Genomic DNA, 14,898 nt, shown 5'->3' on the forward strand with positions numbered 1-14,898 from the left:
GAATTGCTTATTTAAATTGAATTTTTTCATCTAATCCATGTAAGCCTCTCTACTTAACTGCACTTATAAGTTCTTTCGGCGGATCTTCATGGTACACACGTTTCCAGGTTTCCAGAATATTCTTTTTATCCGTAGAAATACCATCCATTGCAATAAAAGGAGGTACCGGTTTGCCAATCATGGCGAGTGCTGCTGCTTTGGCTTCCGTAATTCCGGCATCGTACACCGTCTGTGCGCCTAACCCTTTCACAATCCCGCCTTTTGCCATCTCAATCGCGACGTTTTTGCCTAAATCTACAGTGGTAACAAACACATCCTTCTCACGTCCTGCGTTACGAACTGCAGCGATGATGCCTTCTGCCGGCACATCCCAGATGCCCCAAATCGCTTTGATGTCAGGATCTCTTAGCAGCATGGCTGCAGCTGCCTTCTCAGCATCCCCCGTGAAATCAGGACCGCCGATTCCCTGCTTTTGTGCAATCGTAATTCCAGGGTAGCTTTCCAAGGCTTTTTGGAACGCTTCGTATCGGATAGTAGTCGTAGGGAAATCAGCTGCGTGATAGACAACACCGATTTTACCTTTGCCGCCTAATTCACGCGCGATATAGTGGGCTCCTCGAGCCCCATTTCCATAGTCATCCGGAGAAACGATTGTGACGTAATCCTGGCCCGGCTTCAAGCCTTCTGCTGCCTGATTCATGAATACAATCTTAGCCCCCTGTTGAGCGGCTTTTTTATATGCAGCTGTCATTGCTACAGCATCTGTTGGAATCGAGACCAGAATATCCGGCTTTTTTGCCATTAGAGTTTCAATATCCGAAGTTTGCTTATCTGGCTTGAAATTAGCATCTGTTACCCCAACCACCTCAACACCCATCTTGGCGAATTGCTCTTTCAGCGCTTTGACTTGTGTAACAGACCAATCATTACCCATGTATTGCATGGAAATAGCTGCTGTTAGCTTCTTTTCTTTAACCTTCTGCAAATCATCATCCGTCATCTGGATAGTAGATGCCGGAAACGGTTCCTCACCGTTCTGCCCCTTGGTCATCGGCTTCGCATCCAGCTTCGCCAGTTCCGTGTTAGGATCAATACTCATTTTCGCATCGTTGGCGGTTGCACCCGCTCCCGGCTGCTTACTCGCACTAGCCGACTGCTCTTTGCTTGCCTTTTCAGGTGCAGTGCTTGCAGTCTGATTACCCTGATTACCGCATGCTGCCAGTGTAACCATTAGAATAAGTGCGCCTAGCAGTGAAAGTTTATTCGTTTTTCTTTTCATCTGCATTCCCTCCATTTTTCTTAGTTCGCTCGATATTACTTCCAGCTGAGTTGTAAATAACCCCAATTATTCCATCCATCCTAAGAAAGTGCTCAAATTGATTTGAGCGGCATTCCCCCCTCTCGATGCACAACCACCTTGAACATCTGTCAGGAAATGACCTCTACCGATTGCCAGGTGCCGGTTTCCGCACTTTTGACGACCGCATCGATAATGAGCATAATATTGCAGCCCTCTTTAAAAGAAGCAACAGAGTTAGAGCGTTCCTTCTTTCCATTCACCGCATCGTAGAAGTTTTGCATCATGTTTTTAATGCTTTCCGGCCATCCTTCCTCATGGCCTCCCGGGTAGTGGAGGAACGGATAGGCCTCTTTTTTTACCAGTCCAGGATCCCGGAGTATCTTTTCCCCTGGTCGATCCCGATAACCTACATCCAGCCTGAAAGACTCTTCTTGTTTCCAACTGCTTGATGCGATTGAACCGTCAATACTCAGCTCCAGCGCATTCTTCTTCCCTGCTGATATTTGGGATACCGTAAATACACCTCTGACACCGTTTTCAAACTTAACCAGCACTGAACAATAATCCTCTGTTTGAATATCAATGGGCTCGGTTTCTACTTGATTCCCGGTTTCGAAGGTGGCCTGACGGTTTTTCGGCTTATATCGCTTTGGAATCACAATGGACGTATCCGCTAACACTTCTGAAATCCGTAATCCAGTCACATATTGGGCGAGGTCGAACAGATGAGAACCGATATCCCCGATGGCACGCGTTCGTCCGCTAAATTCCGATTCAATCCGCCAATTATAGTCGGTGTCGTACAATAACCAATCCTGCAAGTAGCTTCCTCGCACAAGCCTGACATCTCCCAAATCCTTGTCCTTGATCATACTGCGCAAATGCTGGACCATCGGAAATTGTCGGTAATTGAAATTTATCCCGCTAACTACGCCTTTCTCTTTCGCAAGCAGATATAGTTCTTTCGCTTCTTCGCTTGTCAGCGTTAAAGGCTTCTCAGATAGCAAATGTTTGCCATGATACAAAACCTGCTTATTGATTTCAAAATGCACATGATTCGGCGTACAATTATGAACGACATCAATATCCGGATCCTTAAGAAGATCCAAATAGTTCCCATATGCTTTCGGCACATGTAACGACAGGGCGGCTTCTTCTGCTTTTTCCTGTCCGGTAAGCGCTATCGCCACAAGTTCAACATTCCCCATCCGTCTAATAGCCTCGATATGGGCTTTACCGATGAATCCCGCTCCTATTACAGCGGCTTTGATTTTTCGCATAATCGTATCCTTCCCGCTATTTACTTATCGCTTTACGTCCAAAAGCAACAGCTAGAATGATAATTGCTCCCTTGACGATCATTTGCTGACTTACATCCAGCCCCATAATGATCAAGCCGTTGTTAATTGTGCCAATCATCAAAGAACCGATGACAGTACCGATTACCGAGCCCACGCCTCCGAACAAGCTGGTCCCTCCCAGAATGACGGCGGCGATCACAGACAATTCGTCCCCTTCACCAAAGGTGTAACGGCCGGAGTGCATCCGTCCCGCATACAGCATGCCAGCCAACCCAGCTGCCATGCCGGAGCCAATCAGGACATACAGCTTCGTTTTGGCTACATTCACCCCGGAAAATCTGGCTGCACTTTGATTTCCGCCCGTTGCCAGGGTTCTGCGTCCGAAGGCCGTTTTGCGCAGCACGACATGACCGAGAGCAACCGCAATCAATGTCCAAAACAACAAAACGGGAATGCTGCCGATATTACCGGAGCCGAAGATAAATGCATAGGAATCATTTGTAATCGGCACCGGCGCTGTGCCAGTAATCCACATCGCCAGACCTTTGGTTATTCCCATCATGCCGAGAGTCACCAAAAAAGATGGAATAACAACCTTGGTTACTAGCAGCCCGTTAATCAAACCGATGATCATACCTGTGCCCAATCCTGCAACCAGCGCGCCGATGATACCGAATCCGGACTGAAGCGCCAGCGATGTTGTTAATGACGATAGGGCTGCAATAGAACCGACCGACAAATCGATCTCCGCTGAACTAATAACAAATGTCATTGCAACCCCGACAATCGAAATAATTGCCGTTTGGCGAATGATGTTTAACAAATTATTGGCGGTCAAAAATCCGTCATCACTTAGCGCTGCTGAGAAATATATAAGCACGCCTACAAATGCGATATAAACGATATACTGTCTCCAATTAAATTTTGGGACGAGCGCCAACTTAGAAACATCCTGGGCAGACATATCAGCTACTTTAGAAACCTTGGATTGCATGCTCCAAATCCCCTTCCGAACAGATTTCCTCACGCTTAAATTGCTTCAAGACTTTACCTTCATGAAAGACAAGTACCCGATCGCTAACAGCAAGCAGTTCTGTCATTTCGGAGGAAACCAGTACAATACTTTTCCCCTCATCGGCCAATTCGCGTACGATTTCGATAATCTCCATCTTAGCTCGTATGTCAATCCCGATGGTCGGCTCATCAAGAAGAATGACCTCTGGTGAGTTTGCGAGCCATTTGGCGAAAACAATTTTTTGTTGATTACCGCCTGATAACAAGCGGGATTCTTTATAAATAGAGTCTGTTTTGATATTCAGCTTCTGAACCCATGCTTCGGCTATTTTCTTTCCTTCGGCATCGTTCACTAGACCGTTTGTGATCTTGTTGAGAGACGGAAGTAAAATGTTATCTTTCACTTCATGCTCCAGCACCAGGCCTTGTACCCTTCGGTCCTCCGGCACTAAAGCCAGTCCATTATTGATTGCATCCTTTGGAGAGCGGATCATGGCCCTCTTCCCCTTTAGGAAAATCTCACCTTCAATGATAGGATCGATTCCGAAGATTGCCCGCAGCGTCTCCGTTCGCCCGCTTCCCATCAAACCGGCGATCCCCAACACCTCCCCCTGCTTTAGCTCAAAATTAACACCATTAACGCGGTTATTCGTCTTCAGGTCTTTGACCTCCAGAATGACATCGTCCGAAACAATAGCCTTGCGCGCTTTCCATTCGAATCTATCGAGGTTTTTACCAGCGATGTGCGCAACGACGCTTTCCATATCCAATCGGCTGATTTCTTCTGTGATGATATGCTTGCCGTCTCCCATAATCGTAATCCGGTCGCATATTTGAAAAATTTCTTCCATGCGATGCGAGATATAAATAATAGAGATCCCTTTTTGCTTTAACCTTTCCATAAAGGCAAAGAGGACTTCCGTTTCTTTTTTAGTCAATGAAGACGTCGGTTCGTCCATAATCAATATTTTCGTTTCCTTGGACAGCGCTTTCGCAATTTCGGTCATTTGCCAATATCCTACTCCGAGATCTGCAACCATATCATTCGGTTTTATGTCTACATTTAACTCATCGAGAAGAGTTTGGGTAATCTGTGCGCATTTCTTATCATCGATAAATCCAAGGGCTGTCCTCGGTTCTCTTCCCAGAAAAATATTTTGCGCGACTGTTAATGTCGGAACGAGACTGAATTCCTGAAAGATCATGGTCACGCCATGAGCTTCAGCATCACTCGGCTTTTTAATCTGAACTTGGGAATTATTGATATGGATTTCACCCTTATCCATATCATAGACGCCTGTCAATATTTTCATCAAAGTTGATTTACCTGCTCCATTTCCACCCATTAAAGCATGAACCTCTCCCTTTCTGAGTTCAAAATGGACAGCATCAAGCACTTGAATTCCATTGAACGACTTGGAGATATGACGCATTTCCAAAAATGGTCTTTCCATAAGTACTCCTTTTGTAAGGATATACCCGGGGCCTCTAATCTTCCCGAGCTATCCTTATACTTGTAGATTCTAAAGGGTTTTGACCCATTTTCCGTTATTTGCGGATTCAAGAATTGCATCGGAAATCACACTGATTCGATATCCGTCATAGAAGTTTGGTGAAACGTCTGTGTTATTCACAATTGCCGAAATGAAATCATGCGTTTCGATAATCTTCGTCTCGCCATAACCGATGCCTAATGCAGGAATCGGCCATAATGCGGCACCGTAAGGATGGTTAGGCCCTGTGTAAATCGTTCTGAAGCCCCTTCTGTCATCCGGATCATCAGAAAAGCAAACCTGCAGCTCATCCCGGCGTTCGTAGTTGAAAACAATAGAGCCCTTCTCACCATGCACTTCAAAGGTCAAAAAGTTATTGCGCCCCCATGCGTTCCGGGTTGCTTCAATGCTGCCTACCGCACCATTCTCAAACCGGAGCAGCGTACTGATCTCGTCGTCCACATCCACCGCTTCTTTTTTCACGTCGACAGCAGCTTTAACGGTACCAAGCTTATCAATGGAACCGGATTGGATCGGACGTTCCTTGACCCATGTGTTCGCTACCCCCATAACTTCACTGATTTCGCCTACCAGATATCGTGCGAAGTCAATGACATGTGTTCCGATATCCCCCAGAGCACCCGAGCCGGCAATGTCCTTACGGAACCGCCAGGAAAGCGGCGAATTCGGATCAGCTGACCAGTCCTGAAGATAAGTACCCCGGAAATTCAACACTTTCCCAATCGACCCTTCCTCGATGTATTTCTTTGCCAGTGCAACAGCAGGTGTTCTGCGATAATTGAAGGCGACCATGTGTTTCACACCCGCCTCTTTCACCGCATCCAGCATTTGCTTAGCCTCTTCAGTCGTTCGGGCCAGAGGCTTCTCAGAGATGATATGCTTCCCAGCTTTAGCTGCAGCGATAGCAATTTCTGCATGTGTGTTATTCGGTGTTACGATATCAATGATATCAATATTCGGATCTTCAACGACGCGTCTCCAATCCGATGAATAGGATTCAAAGCCATAACGGTCGGCAGCAGTTTTGGCCAATTCGTCGTTGATATCTACTACCGTTTGCCGATGAGGGATGGCAGGTGCCGGCCAAAAAAACATCGGCATTCCCGCATACGCCAAGGAGTGTGCCTTTCCCATAAATCCTCCGCCAATCATAGCTACATTTAATTTTTTCACTTAACTCGCTCCCTTGTGCATAATTTGGTAAAGTTTATTTAATCAACAGTAAACAGGTTATCCAAGTAAGCCTTACTAAGCAATGCGCCCTTAAGCGGATCCTGATAGCTGTCTAACTCCACCGTAATCCATCCCGAATAATTAGCTTCTCGTAGCGCTGCTTCCATCTCTACAAAGTTTTGATTACCTTCCCCAAGCGGCAAAAACGCCCCGTATCGGTAGTCTTTAAAGTGGATATATTTGATTCTCTCCGAGTATTTCTTAATTACTGCCAGCGGGTTACCGCCCCCTGCTTCTACATGCGCTGTATCCGGGCATAAATGAATCGAAGTCATGCTCATGATCTTATCCAATTGCTCCGGACCCTGAACGATTGTGCCGAGGTGAGGATGATAGCTTGGGATCAGACCGTATTTCTCTGCAAGCTCGACCATTCTATCCAAGCCCTGTGCCAGTTCAACATAATCCGCTTCTAAGATCCCTCCTCCTCGTATTGCTCCGCCACCAATCACAAGATGCTCCGCTCCGAGCTCGGAAGCTAATTTCGCAACCTTCTCCAATTTCCGGAATTCATCATCCTGTATATCCTTATAAATAAAATTAGCACCTGTATAAACAGCGATTAACAATAAGCCATGATAAAAGAGTAAACGACGGAACTCATCTGGACGATCTTCGTACTGCATCAAATTTCCGTCAAATAATTCGATTCCTTTATAGCCCGCCGAGGCAATGTCTTTTATCGCCTGTTCCGTGGAGCCGTTAGCCATATAGTAAAGATCATTGACTGAGGTAACTCCGGCAGGATGGCCTACGACTCCGCCCCAGGTATTCGTTTGGTAGCCTAATTTCAAGTTGCGAACCTCCCTTTTATGAATAATATGAATGATTCAAGAGCAGCTTTTATACTTGCTATGTATTCATTTTAGCTCTATTAGAATTCTTAAATAATAGGGTGATCTTAATGTTTCCTCCTGTTTTTTTAGTGAGTTTATAAATTAACAAGTATTGATATAATTAGTTGGACTATTTAGCCAAGACAGATTGGGTCAACTCACTTCGGTAGAAAAGGTTCACCTACGAATCGCAACAAGTGTGAGAACCCACACTTTATACAAACAGCTACATGTTGTGGATTCTCAAATGGCCCAGTCATTAAAATCCCACCTTTGAATGGGGGCACTGACTGTAGGCCGTGTAGTTGTCCGATGAAAATAAAGTATTAGACTGGAATCGTTGATTTGCCGCTGTTTTTAGGGGTAGAGGATCAGCTGCTTTTAAGAAATAAGTATTAGACTAAAATCCACAATAACGAAAGGCAGTCTTAAGACTTGGAAAATAAAGTCGTAGACTGCCCCTTATTATTGAGCTATCAAATCCGCTAGCGGAATAGACAAACTGATTTTCAACGAAATCTATCACAGGGGATCGCCGGCAGAATGACGTAAACCATTTTGTGTTCTAACATCAGGTGCGGTCTCGGTTTTAGTCTTCGACTGCCTGATAGACCGTGGTCCAGAAGTCATGGATAACCCGCGCTGAATCTGGGGTGGACATCCCGACCTGGGTGAGCAGGATTCCGGTGAGCTGTTTGTCTGGGTCGGCGTAGGTCGAGGTGCCGCTTCCGCCGTCCCAGCCGAACTGGCCGATGGGCGCGTAGTCGCCGCGGTAGGTGCGCACTGCCATCCCCATGCCCCAGCCACCGTGCTGCCCTTGGCCGAATGATATATGGACGTTGTTAGTAGCCATTTCGTTTCGGACGGCTTGTTGCTCAGGCGTTAGGCGATTGGTGGTCATTAGCTCAACGGCGGCCCGAGACAAGATCCGTTTGCTCTCGTGCATCCCTTTGTTCAGCAACATCCGGAAGTAGGCGTGATAGTCGTCGACTGTGGAGGAAAGTCCACCACCGCTGCTCTCGAACGCCGGAGGCTGGCTATGGAGTCCCCCTTTGGCCTCGTCCCACACGATGAACTCTCTGGTTTGCGGATCGGGGGCGTAGAGGGGCGGCAGCCGGTCGATCTTGTTTTCGGGCACATAGAAACCGGTGTCTTTCATGCCCAGCGGATCGAGGATACGTTCGCGTAGGAACGTTCCATACGACTGGCCCGTGACTCTAGAAACGAGCACGCCGAGTAGATCGTTGCTGATGTTGTATTGCCAGCGTTCTCCGGGCTGGTACTGCAGCGGAAGCGCCCCAAGGCGGCGCATCCACTCATCCGGTTCGGGCATCGGCGGTACATTGAGCGCGAGATTGTTCTCGAGGATCGCGTTCATGATCGGAGTGCCCAGCGCCGTAAAATCCAAACCGAGCCCGAACGTGGAGGTTAGCAGATCCCGTACGGTAATCGGCCGCCGTGCTGGCACAGTATCATCTAGCGGACTGTCGGGTCGTTTCAGCACCTGCCGATTGGCAAATTCAGGCAGCCATTGCTCTACCAGGTCATCCAGCCGCAGCCGGCACTCGTCGAGCAGGATCATCGCCGCCGCGACCGCAACCGGCTTGGATGTCGACGCCATCCGGAAGATCGTGTCCCGGCGCATCGGCGCGCCACCATCATGGCGCATCGTCCCGATCGCTTCGACATGCGTCTCACCGCCCCGGCTGACCAGGGCGACCAGCCCGGGAATCTTCCCTGACTCGACATGCCGTGCCAGCACCTCTCGCATTCTGCGCAGCCCTGTTTCGGAGAAGCCAACAGCATTCTTCATATTTTCCGACGAACTAAAATTTTCTGTTAAGACTTCTGTGTCCTTGAAAGACTTTCGCAGACCTTTCACTTCAATTGCATTTTCCATCCCGATATCCCCCTTTTACTTTTTTTTATCCATAACCTTTTTCATAGTCTTATTAGCTTCTTGGTCAACAGATGCTTGATAGATGTCAGCGTAAGTTTTTGAATCTTTGATTAGATCGTCGCAGAAAGCCGCTACGTCACTGCTCGTCACTTCAAGCACGCCTTTCCCCAAGGCCGCGCCCTCTTCAAAAAGATCGATAATCCCCGAGAGCAAACCCGTCCCGTTTGTTAGCTCAACAGGGCCGACCTTAAAGAGATATTTTTGAATCTCTTTATAAACTATTTGATAATCTTGCGGGAGCGCTTTGACACGCGCCACGTGCGCTCGCCACACTTTTTTGCCTTCGATGATATCTCGTATACTCATCATTTTACCCTCCTATTTACCTAATTTTTTAGCGATATTATTGTAGAGTTGCTCACGCCACTTGTCGCGAAAAGACTTTGCCCCTTCTTCGCCGGCCAGCGCTGAACAGAAGCCTTTGATATCGTCACCCAAAACCTCTTGGACACGCTGACCGTCCGCCGCCGTTTCTTCGAGCAGACCAAGCACACCTTCAAGAATTGGCAAGAGGTTGCGACCGGAGAAATCGGAGTAGTGCCAAATGTTGGCCCAAACTTCTCCCCATGCCGCTTGATAATCAGCCGGCAGCTTTTTGACTCGCGATTCAAAAGAATTCAATTCTTTAGTCATGTCGCTGCCAGTGATCTTTTCCCAAAAATTCATGATTTTTTCTCCTTTAACTCGTTAATTTTTGATGATACGAACTCCCATTTTTCCCAGAACCGCCGCAGCTCCTCGCGTCCCGCGTCGTTGATCGCGAAGAACTTACGCGGCGGTCCCATGTCGGAGGGCTTCTTGGTGATCTCCACCAATTTGTTTTTTTCAAGCCGGATCAGGATGGTATACACCGTTCCCTCCACAACATCTGTAAAGCCGAGGGCGGTCAGCCGCCGCGTAATTTCGTAGCCGTAGGTTTCTTTGCGGCTTATAATTTCAAGGACACAGCCCTCAAGCGCCCCTTTGAGCATTTCCGTTAGATTTTCCAGCACAATCACTCCTTGCTATTCTGTATCACTGGTATGAAGTATTACTTACTACAGCTATAAAGTATCACGTAGTAGTTTATTTGTCAATTGCGTTTGCTCTGATATGGATTTTACATTTTCAACTATAATGCCAATTAGCTCAATGCCCAGCAGTATATATACACAAAATGCCTAAATTTTATGTACATGTCTATGCCCTTCGAACATGGATCAGGTATCTCAAGAATTAAATTTAGGGAAAGGGTGCAGTCCGTGAGATTTCGCGACCTTTCAGCGCCGTCGGTGGGAGTCTAATACTTTATTTTCTCAGTCTACAACTTTATTTTCGCAGTCTAATACTTTATTTTTCGGTCTAATACTTTATTTTCACTGAACAGTAGTAGTAATTCCTCCACCCCTGAATTTTTGGATTCAGCCATTCCACATGTTCGAGAAATGACTTATGCCTCATGTTCGGCAGTGCGAGACGTTCTTTCACGACCTCCCGGATACGTTCTTCCGCTTCCCGGGTTAGCCACTACTGGGTTGTTTAATACACCTTCCCTTGGGAAGTTTCTGCTTTCGTTTTGCACACGACGATCAGATCATGCCGCTCCTCTTGCGCCGGAGGATTCTTCACTGCCGCTCCAAGTTCTTAGCAGCTTCCGTGGCCATCGTCTAATTAAACGAGACTCGGCTTCCTCTTGTCCCTCTTGCGAGGTCGATACGCTTCCACGTACAGACAGATTTCGCCATACACAGGTATCCTAGCTACACGGGGGCTCGCCCCTCCCGTGACCGTACTTTCACCGGCTAGAAGATGCGTGCTTAGCTGGGCACGCCATAATAGAAAAAACAAGGTCAGACGTCTTTTAGCCGTCTGACCTTGTTTTTTCTCTCGTCATTCATATTGCCTAAATAGGGAATTACGTAAGCCCATTTAATAATCGTCTTCCGTTTATTAACCCTTTAACGAACCTGCCGTAATACCCGAGATGAAATTTTTTGCAGAAAAACAAACAAATCACCCTGGGTATGGAAGTAACCACGACTACAGTCAACAGCATTCGTCGCCACGGCCAACGGTCACCGCCATCGATTTTAGCCGATTCATAGAGTTCGTTCCGAGTTGATTAAATAACCCGGCACCATCAAATTAGGAGTTCCGTCTTGATTCCAGAACAATTTCTGAACTCGCATATGACAATTTGATATTATGGAATTTACGAATAAATTAGTCAACCATTATTCCCTTATTCAGTTAAAGCGCACCTTAAGCATTCAACTTCTACTGTCATCCATTGGCAAGTGTATTTTCTCTCATCTCTTTCTCCTTTTGAAACATAAGTTTTTGTTCATTTTAACATCCATATGCTCTTTAATCCCAATATCGGTACCAAGCCCACGTGAGTACAGGGATGGATCGCCTATCACGATGGCGTATTCAATACCCTCACCTGTCGAGTCCATGCCTTTCAGACTCACACGGCCAATCATCCGCTCGTTTATAAATATGGCGTAATAACTAGCGTCGGTACGGTTAATCTTTTTTGCCAGTATTTGGTCAATTCTTCGATCGTGTAGGGGTGAAACGTTTTGGCGTTCGCAGTTTCATGCAACTCACGGTTATTATACCAGTCCAGCATGATGGGAACATCTAAAAGGGCGATACGCCGGTAAGACCATGCTAATATCTCCATTATTAATAGGGCTCCTCATGTTATTATTAATAAAAGTAAAATCCTACCTGCGATTTGTATTTTTGTGTTCTCGTTTTCCGGTAGTTGAAGTCAATCGCAGAAGTGCTCCCACAAGTGGGATACTACCTAAATAGTCTTGAGCTCCTAGTTGCTTATCGTTTCAACTTCGGCAGCGAGCACATATTTGATATTCTTGATTTTGCTATAAACCGTCGTCGTACGATGTTTGTCTGCGGTTGAAATAACTAATTGTATTTGTTGGTTCTCGTTCAAGTCTTTGATTTTGATATGCTTCACCTTTATGTATTCCGCGCAGATTTCATCAATAAGTGTGGACATATCCCCATCAGGACTGAATACAATATTGACAGCCAAATCCTTTTCCCTTAACTTTCTTGGGCCTAGCAGCTTGATAAATATCGGAAACAGATTGATAGCCAAAATAATGAGAATGACGGCTATAGTCGCCTCTAGAAAAAATCCTGCTCCAGTTGCGATGCCAAGAGCGGATGCTGCCCATACCAAAGCCGCTGTCGTTAGTCCCGAAATAATCTCATTACTACGTCTTAAAATAACACCCGCCCCTATAAAACCTACTCCGCTGACGATTTGAGCTGCTAATCTCATAGGGTCCATATTCGTAAATCCAGGAATGGAGTATTTTTGAACAGCTCCTATAGATACAATAGTGATCAAGCAGCTCGCTACTGAAATCACCATACTCGTTTTCAAACCTAATGGCTTATGTTTGAGTTGGCGGTCTATCCCGATCAGCAAGCCTAATAATAGCGCCATGCTAAGCTTCTCCAATACAAGTAGGCTCATATCTGATCCCCATTTCTCCAAATAAATGAAGAGTAAAACCCCGTGAACCGGGGCTTTACTCATAGTATGTTATGTTGTTACAGAGATTCCCTGTCTTGCAACAAAGCTTTCAGCTTGCCAGGGAAATCCGTAATGATGCCTGTAACCCCAAAATCAGTTAACTTCAGCAGATCTTTTACTTCGTTGGCCGTATAAGGGTAGACATAAAGCCCACTCTCTGTCGCCTTCAGCACATCCTCCAAATCCAACATTTGAAAGTAAGGATGAAGTGAGTACACCTCCACATCAAAGCTACGTGCGTATGCGGTAGGATCAAGCAATGCGGTTTGATACAAAAGACCAATTTTAGCTTCAGATTCCATTTGTTTTATCCTTCTGACACACTTATGGTCGAAAGATGAAACGATTACATTACTCAAACGTTTACGTCTGCGCAGAAATTCAACTAACTTACGCTCTATTCTGCCTTCATATGCGTGCTTAACTTCCACGTTAATCATAATGTTATCGGGTACTAGATCAAACACTTCATCCAAAGTAGGCACAGTCTCCCTTTTGAACTCCTCACCAAACCAATGACCAGCATCAAAGGTTTTGATTTCCGATAAGCTTTTCTCTACAATTAGGCCTTTCCCATTTGTAGTCCGGTCTAACGTCATATCATGGCACACGACGATTTCCTCGTCGGCGGTCAAATGAATGTCAAGCTCAATCCCTTCGCATCCCTGTGTTAACCCTAACCGGAAGGAAGCGAGCGTATTTTCTGGAGCCATTCCTTTGGCCCCACGGTGTGCAATAATCATTGGTTTATTAATAAGCATTCCTTTTTCCTTTCCAGCTTGTGGACTCAAGCCTTTCCTAATATTTACTTGACTGTTTTGTTATACGTTTGTATCTTCGATGTGATTTCTTTTTCCGCTGCATCCAATGCTTCCTTCGGTGACTTCTTGTTGTTGAGCACTTCTTCGATCGCCCCTTCTACAATTTGTCTTGCTTCAGGGAATACCCCCATTACCGCCCCCTGCGTTGCCGTGTTCAACTTCGTTTGGTGCAGTTGATCAATCGCTGTCTGGAACTGAGGAAACTTTTTCAGATTTTCCTTTACAATGTCTTCGTCATAGGCTTTTTTGGTAATTGGGAAGTATCCCGTATTGACGTGCCAGTAAGCCTGTTCTTTAGGTGTAGTCAAAAATTTGATGAAATCCCACGTGGATTTTTGTTCATCATCTGGGCGGTTATTCATGATCCATAAGCTGGCTCCACCGACGATAACACCGCCATCTTTCGCATCTGTCGGTTTCGGCAAGAAGCTGGTCCCGACTTCGAATTTGCCGCTGGCGCTGTCAACAAGTCCCTTAAGTGCCGCTGTGGATTCCAGAATCATACCTACTTGACCTGCGGAAAATGCTTTTTTGGAATCGTCCGTTTTGCGTCCTAGATTGTTAGCCGCTTTGGTGTCGATCAGATCTTTCCACCATGTCAGTACCTTCACACCTGGCTCCGTATTCACCAGAGATTGGGTTGCATTAGATGTCCGACCATTTCCATTGTTTACGTATTCGGCGCCCTGATTGGCAAAGAACTGCTCCATGAACCAGCCATAAATAGCAAAGTTTGCCCCAGTAGCTTTACCAGATTTGGAAATGGCATCTGCAGCAACTTTTAATTCCTCGAAAGTTTTTGGCGGTTTCGCAGGATCAAGGCCAGCAGCTTTAAATAAATCTTTGTTATAATAAAGAACCGGATTCGACGTGTTGAACGGCATCGAGTAAAGTTTGCCACCTAACGTATAGTAACCAGTGATGTTGGGCTCAAGCTGTGACAAATCCCACTTATCCGCATCAATGAAGCTTTGCATCGGAGTAATTGCTTTGGAATCAATCATGAAGCGACTGCCTATCTCATACATCTGGACAACCGAAGGTCCTTCGCTTGTACCCATCGACGCCTTTAGCTTGCTAAGCAAGTCGTCGTAATTTCCTTGATACACCGCTTCTACCTTGATTTTATTCTGAGATGCGTTGTAATCGGCGACCAGTTGATCAACAACTTTCGTATTTGCTCCTCCCATCGCATGCCAGAAAACGACTTTCTTCGGACCGCTAGCTTCAGCTGCTCCCGATTTCGTTGCCTCTGGTTTCTTGCTTTCTGTACCTTCCCCCATATTTACGCTGCATGCCGCAAGTAAAAGCATCGTTACCACTAAAACTAAACCCGTAAGCCCTTTTTTTCCCATTGTTTCTATCT

The 14,898-nt window shown here is 46.1% G+C and carries 15 protein-coding genes; all 15 read right to left on the bottom strand.

Features of this window, described 5'->3' with window-relative positions; all coding sequences use genetic code 11:
* Positions 1-49 precede the first annotated feature (49 nt).
* The 15 genes from AC58VC_RS33505 to AC58VC_RS33575 all read right to left on the bottom strand — a co-directional run bounded on the left by AC58VC_RS33505 (position 50) and on the right by AC58VC_RS33575 (position 14,887).
* Positions 50-1,279, bottom strand: coding sequence for a substrate-binding domain-containing protein (locus tag AC58VC_RS33505; protein ID WP_497375547.1), 1,230 nt, complete (start codon positions 1,277-1,279; stop codon positions 50-52).
* 149 nt (positions 1,280-1,428) lie between these two features.
* Entirely contained in the window at positions 1,429-2,580 is a 1,152-nt protein-coding gene (locus AC58VC_RS33510; RefSeq protein ID WP_497375549.1) for a Gfo/Idh/MocA family protein, read from the bottom strand.
* Positions 2,581-2,596: 16 nt separating this feature from the next.
* Positions 2,597-3,595, bottom strand: a complete 999-nt coding sequence (locus AC58VC_RS33515) for an ABC transporter permease (RefSeq protein WP_497375550.1) — start codon at positions 3,593-3,595, stop codon at positions 2,597-2,599.
* Positions 3,576-5,069 (bottom strand): sugar ABC transporter ATP-binding protein, encoded by a 1,494-nt coding sequence (locus AC58VC_RS33520; protein ID WP_497375552.1) that lies wholly within the window; start codon positions 5,067-5,069, stop codon positions 3,576-3,578. Before AC58VC_RS33520 ends, AC58VC_RS33515 begins: the two co-directional genes overlap by 20 nt.
* A 69-nt stretch (positions 5,070-5,138) precedes the next feature.
* Entirely contained in the window at positions 5,139-6,302 is a 1,164-nt protein-coding gene (locus AC58VC_RS33525) for a levoglucosan dehydrogenase (RefSeq protein WP_497375554.1), read from the bottom strand.
* A gap of 38 nt (positions 6,303-6,340) precedes the next feature.
* Positions 6,341-7,156, bottom strand: a complete 816-nt coding sequence (locus AC58VC_RS33530) for a sugar phosphate isomerase/epimerase family protein (protein WP_497375556.1) — start codon at positions 7,154-7,156, stop codon at positions 6,341-6,343.
* Positions 7,157-7,787: 631 nt separating this feature from the next.
* On the bottom strand, positions 7,788-9,011 hold the full coding sequence (locus AC58VC_RS33535; RefSeq protein ID WP_497375608.1) for a serine hydrolase domain-containing protein: 1,224 nt from the start codon (positions 9,009-9,011) through the stop codon (positions 7,788-7,790).
* Positions 9,012-9,113: 102 nt separating this feature from the next.
* The gene (locus AC58VC_RS33540; RefSeq protein WP_497375558.1) at positions 9,114-9,464 is read right to left on the bottom strand and encodes a DUF1048 domain-containing protein; all 351 of its coding nucleotides are present in this window, start codon (positions 9,462-9,464) and stop codon (positions 9,114-9,116) included.
* 12 nt (positions 9,465-9,476) lie between these two features.
* A complete protein-coding gene (locus AC58VC_RS33545; RefSeq protein ID WP_497375560.1) occupies positions 9,477-9,824 on the bottom strand; it encodes a DUF1048 domain-containing protein in 348 nt (115 codons plus the stop codon).
* The gene (locus tag AC58VC_RS33550; RefSeq protein ID WP_497375610.1) at positions 9,821-10,129 is read right to left on the bottom strand and encodes a PadR family transcriptional regulator; all 309 of its coding nucleotides are present in this window, start codon (positions 10,127-10,129) and stop codon (positions 9,821-9,823) included. Before AC58VC_RS33550 ends, AC58VC_RS33545 begins: the two co-directional genes overlap by 4 nt.
* A 370-nt stretch (positions 10,130-10,499) precedes the next feature.
* Positions 10,500-10,625 (bottom strand): group II intron maturase-specific domain-containing protein, encoded by a 126-nt coding sequence (locus AC58VC_RS33555; RefSeq protein WP_497375562.1) that lies wholly within the window; start codon positions 10,623-10,625, stop codon positions 10,500-10,502.
* Positions 10,626-11,631: 1,006 nt separating this feature from the next.
* Complete coding sequence (locus AC58VC_RS33560) at positions 11,632-11,826, bottom strand: hypothetical protein (protein ID WP_497375564.1); 195 nt, start codon at positions 11,824-11,826, stop codon at positions 11,632-11,634.
* Between the two features lie 144 nt (positions 11,827-11,970).
* Positions 11,971-12,651: an MgtC/SapB family protein gene (locus AC58VC_RS33565; protein ID WP_497375612.1), complete on the bottom strand. Its 681-nt coding sequence runs from the start codon at positions 12,649-12,651 to the stop codon at positions 11,971-11,973.
* Between the two features lie 77 nt (positions 12,652-12,728).
* Entirely contained in the window at positions 12,729-13,472 is a 744-nt protein-coding gene (locus AC58VC_RS33570) for a glycerophosphodiester phosphodiesterase (RefSeq protein ID WP_497375566.1), read from the bottom strand.
* A gap of 44 nt (positions 13,473-13,516) precedes the next feature.
* Complete coding sequence (locus tag AC58VC_RS33575) at positions 13,517-14,887, bottom strand: ABC transporter substrate-binding protein (protein ID WP_497375568.1); 1,371 nt, start codon at positions 14,885-14,887, stop codon at positions 13,517-13,519.
* Positions 14,888-14,898: the final 11 nt, after the last annotated feature.

The sequence above is a fragment of the Paenibacillus sp. J22R67 genome, assembly GCF_059692175.1.

Bases quoted from the DNA above. Each gene is read 5' to 3' on its own strand.
- AC58VC_RS33505 (WP_497375547.1), bottom strand. From the start codon at position 1,279: ATGAAAAGAAAAACGAATAAACTTTCACTGCTAGGCGCACTTATTCTA.
- AC58VC_RS33510 (WP_497375549.1), bottom strand. From the start codon at position 2,580: ATGCGAAAAATCAAAGCCGCTGTAATAGGAGCGGGATTCATCGGTAAA.
- AC58VC_RS33515 (WP_497375550.1), bottom strand. From the start codon at position 3,595: ATGCAATCCAAGGTTTCTAAAGTAGCTGATATGTCTGCCCAGGATGTT.
- AC58VC_RS33520 (WP_497375552.1), bottom strand. From the start codon at position 5,069: ATGGAAAGACCATTTTTGGAAATGCGTCATATCTCCAAGTCGTTCAAT.
- AC58VC_RS33535 (WP_497375608.1), bottom strand. From the start codon at position 9,011: ATGAAGAATGCTGTTGGCTTCTCCGAAACAGGGCTGCGCAGAATGCGA.
- AC58VC_RS33540 (WP_497375558.1), bottom strand. From the start codon at position 9,464: ATGAGTATACGAGATATCATCGAAGGCAAAAAAGTGTGGCGAGCGCAC.
- AC58VC_RS33545 (WP_497375560.1), bottom strand. From the start codon at position 9,824: ATGAATTTTTGGGAAAAGATCACTGGCAGCGACATGACTAAAGAATTG.
- AC58VC_RS33550 (WP_497375610.1), bottom strand. From the start codon at position 10,129: ATGCTCAAAGGGGCGCTTGAGGGCTGTGTCCTTGAAATTATAAGCCGC.
- AC58VC_RS33560 (WP_497375564.1), bottom strand. From the start codon at position 11,826: ATGGAGATATTAGCATGGTCTTACCGGCGTATCGCCCTTTTAGATGTT.
- AC58VC_RS33565 (WP_497375612.1), bottom strand. From the start codon at position 12,651: ATGAGCCTACTTGTATTGGAGAAGCTTAGCATGGCGCTATTATTAGGC.
- AC58VC_RS33570 (WP_497375566.1), bottom strand. From the start codon at position 13,472: ATGCTTATTAATAAACCAATGATTATTGCACACCGTGGGGCCAAAGGA.
- AC58VC_RS33575 (WP_497375568.1), bottom strand. From the start codon at position 14,887: ATGGGAAAAAAAGGGCTTACGGGTTTAGTTTTAGTGGTAACGATGCTT.